An 11,716-nucleotide genomic window follows, 5' to 3' on the forward strand; every position below is an offset into this window, starting at 1 on the left:
CTGAAGAGGTAATTCTTCAAGAAGTTTTTAATACGGATAAAAAATAGATTAATTTTTAATAAAATCTTTATCTAGTTATAGAAAGGTTTGATTAATAGCGAGAAAAGCCTCAACAATTGTTGAGGCTTTTTATAAATTATTACTTGCTTTATTATAATTTAAAATTCATTCTTGCAAATAAATAGCGCCCTGAATACCCAAATTGAGATGTTCTTCTTGAGTAAACAAATTGATCTCCAGAAGTTCCTCCGGACCTATTCTCATCAGGATATACATCAAATAAGTTATTTGCACCTATAGTAACATTCACATTATCAGTAAACTCATAAGTCAGTGTTAAATCTGTAACCAGCTTACTCCCATAAACAGCATCAGCGGATACAGTATGTTGGTCAACTCTAGGAGTTCCAGCAAAATCATCTGGATCTTCCACTTCACCAAAAAAAGTGTTTCTTAATAAAAAATTCCAGCTTTTATAGGCTAGGTTATTAGATAAACTTGCTTTAGTTCTAGGAATTGCACGTGTTAAAAATGCTTCTTCCTGAGCATCAAAAAAGCTACCTGTTTGGCCAGCAGCAGCAACAGCAGCAGGCACATTTAATGCATCGACTTCTGTTTCAGTAAAATTTGCAGCCAAGTCTGATGTTAGTTTTAATTCTTCACTTAGGCTCGCATTATGGCTTATTACTACATCTAATCCTTTAGTTTTTGTGTCTATCGCATTTACAAAGAAACGAGCAGAATTTGCTCCTGCTGCATCAAATATTGCTTGAATTTCAGGATTTGAACCTGGGCCAAAATTCCCGCTATAAACAATACGATCATCTATATTAATTAAATAGCCATCTATACTAAATGTAAGGTTTAAATCAGGAATTTTGCCCGTAAAACCTAAACTAAAACTTGTTGATGTTTCTTCTTTTAATTCATTAATACCTAATAAATCTGCTAATCTGCTATCATTAGTAAATGTACCTTGCTCTCTTGGCACGTTGTTTTCAAAAATTGTACTTGTTCTACTAAAAAATTGTTGATGTAAAGATGGTGCTCTAAACCCTGTATTAATTGCGGATCTAATGTTTATATCATCTGTTAATTTATAGCGAGCAGCTAACTTACCGTTAATAGTACCTCCAAAGTCTGAAAAATTTTCATAACGTCCTGCAAAGCTCACATAAAACGCTTCACTAAAATCTGCTTCTAAATCAACGTATACAGCCATACTATTTCTTGTCTTATTAGTTGCATTATTAGGGTCAAATCCTCTAAACACCTGAGATCCACCACCTAAGACTACACCTGTAAAATTATTTCTTACCAGTAATGCATCTGGTGTCGAAGCAGTCACAATATCTCCATTAATATCATAACTAGCATATGAATTAAGCTCTCCCTCTTCGATAAAATAATTTTCTACTTTAAATTCTGCACCAATTGCAACGTTAAGCCCTTCAAAAATATCATCATAAAAACGTGCCGCATCTAAATTGGTTGTGTTTTGAGAAAACCCTATTGTTCCTGCATCAAAAGATCTTTGAGTGCCTGTACCTAAAGTACCATTACTAGAATTACCAACAGTATATCCAAATACATTTTCTCCGTATGTATTAGAAAAATCTACATCCCAATTATCATTTACTTTCCCTCTTATACCTACAGATAAAGATTTATCTACAATATCACTACCAATACTTGGTAAAAATCCATTTGGAAATGCTGGTGTATTTGCTCTACCATCACCTTGAGCAGGTCTTCTGTAAAACCCAGAAGCTAAACCGCTACGGTAAGACATACCACCAAATGAGTATAACTCCGCATTTTCACTAACAGGAATACTAGAGTTAAAGAAAAATTGACCTTCTCTTAATTTAGAAGTTCCTACTTTAAATCTAAAATCTTCACGCGTTAATCCTCTAGCCGCTAATTCATCTTCATCTGCATCAAAATCTAAAAGCCCTCTAAAAGCATCTATATCTGCTTGTTGATTTAAATCTAATGCTGCAATTTGAGACAAAACACCAGCATCCAAATAAGAAAGAGATTGAGCTGCAGTCTGATAATCAAAAAGCGTCATATCTGCAACATTACCACCATTAGCAGCAAAGACTCTTTCTGCACCATTGTAACCTCTAAAGATATCACCTGCATAATCTTTATTTCTAAGTGCTGGTTCTCTGGTAGATAAAGTTCCCGTAAAGTTAATAAAACCCCCTTTATCACCTAGAGGCACGCCATAGTTTGCATCAAGTTTAAATTTCTCACCATCACTACCTCCTTCAAATTGATTTGAATTTTCACTAAAATTAGCTCCAGAGGTGATAGTTAAATCTAACTTTCCTGTAGCTTCCTTGAGGACAATGTTTATAACACCAGCAATAGCATCAGATCCATATTGTGCCGCAGCACCATCTCGCAATACCTCTATTTTTTTAATTGCTGCAGTAGGGATTGCATTCATATCTGTACCTACGCTACCTGCTCCGACGGTTCCGTTAACATTTATTAAAGCAGTATTATGTCTTCTTTTACCATTGATTAAAACCAGTACCTGATCTGGTCCCAACCCTCTTAAAGATGCAGGATCTATATGATCTGTTCCGTCTGATACTGTTTGTGTTTGAGAAGTGAAAGATGGTGCAACATAATTCAATATCTCGTTAATAGTAGTTTGAGGTGATTTATTAGCTAAATCGGCAACATTAATTACATCAATTGCAACTGCAGTATCAATGGCAGATCTACCAGGATTTCTAGATCCTACAACTACAACTGTATCTAAAGATCCTCCTTGCGCTAAGGTTACATTAATTATGTTAGTTGTAACTTCTATTTCTTGTGGATCAAAACCAGCATAAGAAAACACCAGAATATCACCCATATTTGCACTGATGGTATAATTTCCATCAAAATCTGAGAGGACACCTATAGTACTCCCCTTAATAAGAACCGAAGCCCCAGGTAAGGGCTGTGATGTCTCACCATCTAATATTTTACCCGATACTTCTTGCGTAAAAGCTACATTTGAAAGCCCAATAAAAAGGATAAAAAGGATTAAGTAATTTTTAATCATAATATTTTAGTTTAATTAATTTTTCTAAAGAAACAACAAATATTTGTATTATTTACATTTATAAGTATTAAAAATTATATTATATATATATTTTTTGTTAAAAAAATATATATAATATAATTTTTGTTTTTTCCTTTGATTGATTCCTACACAAAATATAAATCTTAAATTTGCAAACTATTATTAAGTCAATAAAATATAATGTACAGAAGTCACAACTGTGGTGAATTAAGAGCCGCTCATAGTAATACAGAAGTTACACTCTCTGGTTGGGTGCAAGGAGTAAGAGATAAAGGGTTTATGGTATATATCGATCTGCGAGATCGCTATGGTATAACTCAATTATACTTTGATGAAGAGCGTACTGCAAAAGCGATTATAGAAAAAGCTCAAAAGCTAGGACGTGAATTTGTAATTCAAATTAAAGGTACTGTCATTGAGCGAGCTTCAAAAAACCCGAACATTCCGACGGGAGATATTGAAGTTTTAGTATCAGAATTAAATGTATTGAACGCTTCTTTAGTTCCTCCTTTTACTATTGAAAACGAAACCGATGGTGGTGATGATATACGTATGAAATATCGCTATTTAGATATTCGTCGTAATCCTGTAAAAGAGAGTTTAATATTCAGAGCTAAGGTAACTCAAGAAGTTAGAAATTATCTGTCTAGCGACGGGTTTATTGAAGTTGAAACTCCCTATTTAATTAAATCTACTCCAGAAGGTGCTCGTGATTTTGTAGTGCCTTCTCGTATGAATGAAGGTGAATTTTACGCCTTACCACAGTCTCCACAAACTTTTAAGCAATTACTTATGGTTGGTGGCATGGATAAATACTTTCAGATTGTAAAGTGTTTTAGAGATGAAGATTTACGTGCAGACCGTCAGCCAGAATTTACGCAAATAGATTGTGAAATGGCATTTGTGGAGCAAGAAGATATATTAAATGTGTTTGAAGGTTTAACACGTCATTTACTAAAAGAAGTGAATGGTATTGAGATTGAAAAATTTCCAAGAATGCTATATGATGACGCTATGCGTTTGTATGGAAATGACAAACCAGACATTAGATTTGGTATGGAATTCGGTGAACTTAACGAAGTTGCACAACATAAAGAATTCAATGTCTTTAATTCAGCAGAATTAGTTGTTGGTATTGCAGTGCCAGGTGGAAACACATACACACGTAAAGAAATAGACAAATTAATCGATTGGGTAAAGCGTCCACAAGTTGGCGCCTTAGGCATGATCTATTCGCGTTGTAATGACGATGGAAGTTATAAGTCTTCAGTAGATAAATTCTACGATCAAGAGGATTTAAAGAAATGGGCAGAAGTTACAGGTGCAAAACCTGGTGATTTAGTCTGTGTATTATCCGGAGATGCAACTAAAGTAAGAGCACAATTAAGTGCTTTACGTATGGAACTAGCAGAACGTTTAGGCTTAAGAGATCCAAAAGTATTTGCTCCGCTTTGGGTTGTTGATTTTCCATTGTTAGAATTAGATGAGGAAACTGGTCATTACCATGCAATGCACCATCCATTCACCTCACCAAAACCAGGGCAAATAGAATTATTAGATTCGCAACCTGGTGAGGTAAAAGCTAACGCCTACGACTTAGTTTTAAATGGAAACGAAATTGGTGGTGGATCAATTAGAATTCACGATAAAGCAACTCAGGCAATAATGCTAAAGCATCTTGGTTTTTCAGAAGAAGATGCTAAAGCACAATTTGGATTTTTAATGGATGCTTTTGAATACGGAGCACCACCACACGGAGGTCTTGCTTTTGGTTTAGACAGATTGGTTGCCATTTTAGGCGGACAAGAAACCATTAGAGATTTTATAGCCTTCCCAAAAAATAATTCGGGTCGCGATGTTATGATTGATGCACCTGCACCAATTGATGACAAACAACTAGAGGAATTAAGTTTAAAATTAAATTTAAAATCATAAACAAAATCCTGCTGCAAGCAGGATTTTTTAGTAATTTTATAGAATGTCTTTTAAATCTAAAAGTCTGTTGCGCAGATTCTTAATTTGGAAATACAAGCATATTTCTGAACGTCAATTTGTTTTTATACTAAGTATTTTAGTTGGGTTTTTAGCAGGGATTGGCACTGTATTACTTAAAAACCTTACACACTATATCAGGCTTCTTTTTGAACTGGATTTTTTTAAAAACTATCAAAATTCGTTATATTTTATTTTCCCAATAATTGGGTTATTTCTTGTTTATATCATCAAACAAGTTTGGTTAAAAAAACATATTGGCCATGGTATTTCATCTACACTTTATGCCATATCAAAACTTGGTGGCATTATACCTAGGTATAACATCTACGCAGGTCTAATTACAGCACCTTTGACGGCTGGTTTTGGCGGATCCGTTGGATTACAAGGGCCGGCTGTAAGTATAGGTTCTGCGCTAGGCTCTAATGCAGCACGTTTCTTTCACATGAATCAAAAAACACGAATGCTATTAATTGGTTGCGCAGCAGCTGGGGCAATGGCGTCCATGTTTAAAGCACCTATTGCTGCTATTATTTTCGCAGTAGAAATATTTAGCTTAGACATTGCTTTTACATCGTTAATACCACTTTTATTGGCATCGGTATCTGCTGTTGTAACTTCCTATTTTTTCTTAGGAACTGATATCTTACTTCGTTTTGAATTAACCGATAAATTTCAAATAATTGATATTGGTTTCTTTATCATCTTAGGGCTTATTACGGGTCTGGCGTCTGTATATTTTTCTAAGGTTTTTTTTGCAATTACCAATTTTTTTAAACAATTTAAAAGTCGCGCAAAACGTGTAATAATTGGAGGTTTAGCCATAGGTAGTATGCTATATTTCATTCCTCCTTTATATGGTGAAGGTTATGGTATAATGAATAATTTACTTAAAGGAGACCACTTGTCTGCCATTGGGACAATACCCTTTAATTTAGATTTATCTAATATCTGGATTGTTATAAGCTTGCTTATAGGTATCGCTATTTTTAAAGCTATAGCAATGACGACTACTTTTGGAGCTGGTGGTGTTGGCGGCGTTTTTATACCAACCCTTGTTATGGGAAGCGCTTTAGGTAACGCCTTTGCAAAAGTTATTAATAATTTGGGGTTGGATTTTCACGTATCAGAATCTAATTTTACATTAATTGGCATGACAGGGCTAATGGCTGGTGTTTTACACGCACCATTAACAGCTATATTTTTAATCGCTGAAATCACTGGAGGTTATGAGCTTTTTGTACCGTTAATGATAGTCTCTGCCATCTCGTTTTCAATTACTAAATATTATATTTCACATTCAATTTACACCTTAAAACTGGCGGAACGAGGTGAGTTAATGACTCACGACAAAGACAAAAATGTACTTATGGTCTTAAATATTGATAAAGTCCTTGAGACTAACTTTATTGTTCTTAAACCAGAAATGAAGCTACGCCATATTTTAAAAAATGCTGTAGCTAAGTCCTCTCGAAATCATTTTCCTGTAGTTGATGATGAAGGTCGTTTTTTAGGAGTTATTCGTTTGGATGATATAAGACATATGATGTTTGATTCTGATCTTTATGACAAAGTTGATGCGGCTAGCTTAATGCACGGCGATGCAGGTATAATTAACTATGACGACGATTCTATGAATATCATTATGACTAAATTTAAAACTAGTGGCGCATGGAATTTACCTGTCATTAAAAATGGTAAATATTATGGTTACATTTCAAAATCTAAACTATTAACGGCTTACAGGCAGCAATTAATTAATTTTACATCTTAATATCAGTATGGTCATTTTACATAAATCTCTTATATGAAACCTATAAAAATCATAACATTCGTAGCATTTTTAGCTTCCTTTAGCAGCATAATTTGCGGTTTTATTTTAGATGTAGAATACTCACAGAAACTCATAGGGTTTGGAGTTGTAGGTATATTTTTAGTTGTTTTCCCTCTGTTTTCTTACTACCGCTGGAAAGGAAAAGACGTAAAAGATTACATGCTTACAAAGGAGAATCTTGATAAAATGCGTGAAAATCAAAAGCGTTAAAAATATTTCATCGTCCTAACACCTATTTGCTTTTTTAATGCAAAGACTATGATTATAAAGGATTTGGATTCATTACCAACGAAAAGAAGGAAGAAAAGGATTAGTAGCTGCATACGTACAGGTACTATAAGTATATATTTTACAAAGTTTCAACGCTCAACCATTAGGTTGGGCGTTTTTTATGCGCTTATTTTAATTTTTATTTAAATACAATTGGCAAATTACTTTTAACGATTTTTACAATGCAATATGGTTGTGTCATTACTGCCGAAGCATTGCCCTCTGGTGAGGTTTTCATTGTATTCACAATAATTTCGTCCGATTTTGTTTCGACCTCGAGTTCTATACTGTATCCTCCACTAGTTCTTAACTTATCAAAAACGGCTATAATAGTATACGTATCAAAGTCAATCTTTGTTTCAGAAAAACTTTGGGTAACATCATTTACGGCATTCATTAAAAACATTAGATCATTCCAATCGCTTTCGTTGGTAACAACTAAATTCTGCTCAACAATCCCTTCTTTTCCAGAGCCATAAAGATTCCCTTTGCTGATAACATTTGGTTCTATAGTTTTTATTTTAGAATCATTCACATTGGTTTTACAGCTAAAAACGAACATTATCATTACTAAAATTAAAATCTTGTCCTTCATCGGTAGAATTTTATTAAAAAATACTAATTCAAATTACGCTTCTCAATAAAAAAGCGTTTCATTAAAGCTGAAGCCTCTTCAGCAAGAACTCCACCTACCAATTTAGTTTTAGGGTGTAATTTTGTTCCCATAATTTCAAATCCGCGTTGTTCATCTGAAGCAGCATATACTATTTTTGAAATCTGACTCCAGTACAATGCGCCAGCGCACATCTGGCAAGGTTCTAAAGTAACATATAGTGTGCATTTAGCTAGATATTTTCCGCCTAAAAAATTTGCTGCAGATGTAATGGCTTGCATCTCTGCATGTGCAGTAACATCATTTAGCAACTCGGTGAGATTATGTGTTCTGGCAATAATTCTATCTTCTACAACGATAACCGCACCAACAGGAATTTCACCTTTTTCATAAGCAGCTTCAGCCTCCTGAAGCGCTTTTCTCATAAAGTATGTATCGCCAAATGGGTTTATCATGGTTGTAAAAATAAAAAAACAGCTATACTTATTATTAATATACTCTAAAATTATCAATTATCGTAGATTTGCTTTATGTCAAAAGCATTGCTTAAACATATCAACCTACCAAAAGATTTACGTCAACTAAAAGCAGAAGACTTACCTCTACTTGCTATAGAGTTACGCGAATTCATTATTAATATTGTAGCTACAAAAGAAGGACATTTAGGTGCCAGTTTAGGCGTTGTAGAATTAACCATTGCTTTACATTATGTATTTAACACACCTGAAGATTTATTGATTTGGGATGTTGGTCACCAAGCTTATGGTCATAAAATACTAACAGGTCGTAAAGCTGTTTTTGAGACTAACCGACAACTTAATGGTATAAGCGGTTTTCCTAAAAGAGATGAAAGTGATTATGATGCTTTCGGAGTTGGGCATTCTTCAACTTCAATTTCGGCAGCTTTAGGAATGGCAATTGCCTCACAACTCAATGGAGAAGATAAACTTCATATTGCTGTCATTGGAGATGCTTCTATTGCCAGCGGAATGGCTTTTGAAGGTTTAAACCACGCAGGAGTCACAGACACTAACTTATTAGTCATCCTTAATGATAATGCCATAGGTATTGACCCAAGTGTGGGTGCTTTAAAACAATATTTAACTAACGTAAAAAAAGGCACTCAAAAACAAGACAACATATTTGAAGCTTTAAATTTTGACTACTCTGGTCCAATTGATGGTCACGATTTACCATTGCTAATTTCAGAATTAGAGCGTTTAAAATCAGTTAACGGCCCAAAGTTTTTACATGTAATTACAACTAAAGGTAAAGGTTTAAAACAAGCTGAACTCGACCAAGTAAAATACCATGCTCCAGGAAAGTTTGATGCTAAAACTGGTGAACTCAATGCTAAATCTAGTGCTAAATTGCCTCCAAAGTATCAAGATGTTTTTGGTGAAACTATTGTTGAACTTGCTCTAAAAAACAAAAAAATTATTGGTATTACACCAGCCATGCCAACTGGTAGCTCCTTAAAATATATGATGGAAGAGATTCCAGATCGTGCTTTCGATGTTGGTATTGCAGAGCAACACGCAGTAACCTTAGCTGCAGGTATGGCAACACAAGGTCTAATTCCGTTTTGCAATATTTATTCCACGTTTTTACAACGTGCTTATGACCAAGTGATACACGATGTAGCCTTGCAAAACTTACCAGTAATTTTCTGTCTCGATAGAGCTGGTTTGGTTGGTGAAGATGGTGCAACACATCATGGAGTTTTTGATTTGGCTTACTTAAATTGTATCCCTAATCTGGTGATTTTTGCACCAAGAGATGCTGTTGCGTTACGAAATATTATGTACACGGCTCAATTGGGTATTGATTTCCCAATTGCTATTCGTTATCCGAGAGGACGAGGTTATCTTTTAAACTGGAAACAACCGTTTAATGTTATTGATATTGGAAAAGGTATTTGTTTAAAAGAGGGAACTCAAATCGCGGTACTTTCTGTAGGAACAATAGCTAGAACTATTGAGAATGTAATTACAAATTTAAAACAAGATGATACTATTGGACATTATGATATGCAATTTGTAAAACCACTTGATAAAGAATTATTGCATAAAGTTTTTAAAAATTATGAAGCCGTAATAACTATAGAAGATGGCACCATCGTAGGAGGTTTTGGTGCTTCAGTTTTAGCTTTTGCAAATACAAATAATTATAAGCAAACACTAATTACACTTGGTATTGAAGACCAATTTTTAGAACATGGCACAACAGACCAATTGAAGCGACTTCAAAAATTGGATGCATTATCTGTAAAAAAACAAATTGAAGATTTACTCTTCAGTCTCAACAATCGCTAAATCCGTCTTATTTTCAATCTGTTCGATTTTCACAGTATCTTTTTCAGATGGTTTTTCTTGTGGGTTTGAAATGTCGTCAATCATTAATAGGCAAGTCACCACAACCATGAAGATGACTAAGCCTCCGAGTATATTATTTCTCATAAGTAGGTTTTTAAGGCTGATTATGAGATAAATAAAGTCAATATATCGCTAAAAAACAAATTTATTCGACAAAATGCATGTTTATGAAATATGCCCTTTTAACTTTTGGTACAATAACATGGCGTTGGTATCCGATAATTTAGAAATATAAAGGCAAACAGCCATAATGTTCTGATATAGAGAATCATTAGACAGCTTAACTATTTCTGGCAATATATTTAGCAATAGCTCATCATAGTTAGACATATTGCCCTTAAAATAGTTAAATGCCATTTTTCCATAAGCATTTAGTAATTTATTTAAAATTTCGTAACCCGAAATTTCTTTACTAATCACCTCTTTAGAGCGATAAACATTTTTTATACTAATATCAATAATATCTTTAATCTGAGCTTTATACTGGCTTACGTCTAACAAGGCGGTTTCAAATTCGCCAGCCAAAATTGCTTCTTCGTGTGTCATAAAAAGAGAAGCTGCTTCATCTATTAAAGTTCCAATTGCCAGCGCACGTAGATAACTGACACGATCTTCGGTGGTTTTTAATGCGTTATAATTTTTAGTTTTAATTTTACCTCTTACTAAATTGATGAGATACTCTAAAGCATATTCTTCTTGTATAAGCCCAAGGTTAATGCCATCTTCAAAATCGATTATAGTATAACAGATATCATCAGCTGCCTCAACTAAAAACGCCAAAGGATGTCTTTGAAAACTTAAATAATCATTGCTACGCTTCGTTAAACCTAATTCTGAAGCAACATCTGAGAACATGTCTTTTTCACTTTGAAAAAAGCCATACTTTTTATCTACTATATGATTGGTTGGTTTTTTAGGAAGCGATTCTTTTGGGTACTTCATAAATGCTCCTAAGGTTGCATAACTCAATCGCAAACCTCCTTCTCTACCTTCTCTACTCTCGGTAAGAATTTTAAAACCGTTAGCATTACCTTCAAAATCACATAAATCTTGATATTCTTTATCAGTTAAGTGAGATTTAAACTGTGTTCCATCTCCATCTTTGAAGTAGGCTCCAATCGCTTTTTCTCCAGAATGACCAAAAGGGGGATTTCCTATATCATGTGCCAAAGCAGCAGCAGCGACTATGGCGCCAAAATCATTCATTTTGTAACCATGAATATTTTCTAAATGCGGATGCTTTTCTAAAAGTAACTTCCCAACTTTTCGTCCTAAAGAGCGACCAACAACACTAACTTCTAAACTATGTGTTAAGCGTGTGTGCACAAAATCGGTTTTAGATAATGGTACTACTTGTGTTTTATCTTGAAGTCCTCTAAACTCAGATGAAAATATAATTCGGTCGTAATCAACCTCAAAACCCAAACGGGTTTCATCTTGTTCTTTTCTTAGTCTTTTATTGGTATCGCCAAATCGTTTTAAAGAGAGTAATTGTTCCCACTGCATAGTTTAAATCTTAGAGTATGCAAGATAGATAAATT

9 protein-coding genes are annotated in these 11,716 nt (G+C 34.2%); 4 read left to right on the forward strand and 5 right to left on the reverse strand.

Going from position 1 to position 11,716, the window contains the following annotated elements; translation table 11 throughout:
* Positions 1 to 151 precede the first annotated feature (151 nt).
* Complete coding sequence (locus AAC053_RS12075) at positions 152 to 3,070, reverse strand: TonB-dependent receptor (RefSeq protein WP_339756936.1); 2,919 nt, start codon at positions 3,068 to 3,070, stop codon at positions 152 to 154.
* Between the two features lie 201 nt (positions 3,071 to 3,271).
* On the opposite strand from AAC053_RS12075, the gene aspS reads away from it, so the two are divergent.
* The 3 genes from aspS to AAC053_RS12090 are packed head-to-tail and all read left to right on the forward strand — an operon-like array spanning position 3,272 to position 7,127.
* Positions 3,272 to 5,026: an aspartate--tRNA ligase gene (gene aspS / locus AAC053_RS12080; protein WP_339756939.1), complete on the forward strand. Its 1,755-nt coding sequence runs from the start codon at positions 3,272 to 3,274 to the stop codon at positions 5,024 to 5,026.
* A 43-nt stretch (positions 5,027 to 5,069) separates the two neighbouring features.
* Positions 5,070 to 6,857, forward strand: coding sequence for a chloride channel protein (locus AAC053_RS12085; RefSeq protein ID WP_339756942.1), 1,788 nt, complete (start codon positions 5,070 to 5,072; stop codon positions 6,855 to 6,857).
* A 33-nt stretch (positions 6,858 to 6,890) separates the two neighbouring features.
* Positions 6,891 to 7,127, forward strand: coding sequence for a hypothetical protein (locus AAC053_RS12090; protein WP_339756944.1), 237 nt, complete (start codon positions 6,891 to 6,893; stop codon positions 7,125 to 7,127).
* 199 nt (positions 7,128 to 7,326) lie between these two features.
* Here AAC053_RS12090 and AAC053_RS12095 read toward each other — a convergent pair whose 3' ends face one another.
* Together AAC053_RS12095 and AAC053_RS12100 are read right to left on the reverse strand one after the other, a co-directional pair.
* Entirely contained in the window at positions 7,327 to 7,782 is a 456-nt protein-coding gene (locus AAC053_RS12095) for a protease complex subunit PrcB family protein (protein WP_339756947.1), read from the reverse strand.
* Between the two features lie 23 nt (positions 7,783 to 7,805).
* Entirely contained in the window at positions 7,806 to 8,255 is a 450-nt protein-coding gene (locus AAC053_RS12100; protein ID WP_339756950.1) for a nucleoside deaminase, read from the reverse strand.
* A gap of 75 nt (positions 8,256 to 8,330) precedes the next feature.
* On the opposite strand from AAC053_RS12100, the gene AAC053_RS12105 reads away from it, so the two are divergent.
* Positions 8,331 to 10,115 (forward strand): 1-deoxy-D-xylulose-5-phosphate synthase, encoded by a 1,785-nt coding sequence (locus AAC053_RS12105; protein WP_339756953.1) that lies wholly within the window; start codon positions 8,331 to 8,333, stop codon positions 10,113 to 10,115.
* On the opposite strand, the gene AAC053_RS12110 is transcribed toward AAC053_RS12105, so the two are convergent.
* Both AAC053_RS12110 and AAC053_RS12115 read right to left on the reverse strand, forming a co-directional pair.
* A complete protein-coding gene (locus AAC053_RS12110; protein WP_339756956.1) occupies positions 10,089 to 10,259 on the reverse strand; it encodes a hypothetical protein in 171 nt (56 codons plus the stop codon). The two genes, AAC053_RS12105 and AAC053_RS12110, sit on opposite strands and share 27 nt — an antisense overlap.
* 81 nt (positions 10,260 to 10,340) lie before the next feature.
* Positions 10,341 to 11,681 (reverse strand): deoxyguanosinetriphosphate triphosphohydrolase, encoded by a 1,341-nt coding sequence (locus AAC053_RS12115; protein WP_339756960.1) that lies wholly within the window; start codon positions 11,679 to 11,681, stop codon positions 10,341 to 10,343.
* Between the last annotated feature and the right edge of the window lie 35 nt (positions 11,682 to 11,716).

Origin of the sequence: uncultured Winogradskyella sp. (assembly GCF_963975125.1) — a bacterium.
Taxonomy (GTDB): domain Bacteria; phylum Bacteroidota; class Bacteroidia; order Flavobacteriales; family Flavobacteriaceae; genus Winogradskyella.

Bases quoted from the DNA above. Each gene is read 5' to 3' on its own strand.
- AAC053_RS12110 (WP_339756956.1), bottom strand. From the start codon at position 10,259: ATGAGAAATAATATACTCGGAGGCTTAGTCATCTTCATGGTTGTGGTG.
- aspS (WP_339756939.1), top strand. From the start codon at position 3,272: ATGTACAGAAGTCACAACTGTGGTGAATTAAGAGCCGCTCATAGTAAT.
- AAC053_RS12095 (WP_339756947.1), bottom strand. From the start codon at position 7,782: ATGAAGGACAAGATTTTAATTTTAGTAATGATAATGTTCGTTTTTAGC.
- AAC053_RS12100 (WP_339756950.1), bottom strand. From the start codon at position 8,255: ATGATAAACCCATTTGGCGATACATACTTTATGAGAAAAGCGCTTCAG.
- AAC053_RS12085 (WP_339756942.1), top strand. From the start codon at position 5,070: ATGTCTTTTAAATCTAAAAGTCTGTTGCGCAGATTCTTAATTTGGAAA.
- AAC053_RS12090 (WP_339756944.1), top strand. From the start codon at position 6,891: ATGAAACCTATAAAAATCATAACATTCGTAGCATTTTTAGCTTCCTTT.
- AAC053_RS12115 (WP_339756960.1), bottom strand. From the start codon at position 11,681: ATGCAGTGGGAACAATTACTCTCTTTAAAACGATTTGGCGATACCAAT.
- AAC053_RS12105 (WP_339756953.1), top strand. From the start codon at position 8,331: ATGTCAAAAGCATTGCTTAAACATATCAACCTACCAAAAGATTTACGT.
- AAC053_RS12075 (WP_339756936.1), bottom strand. From the start codon at position 3,070: ATGATTAAAAATTACTTAATCCTTTTTATCCTTTTTATTGGGCTTTCA.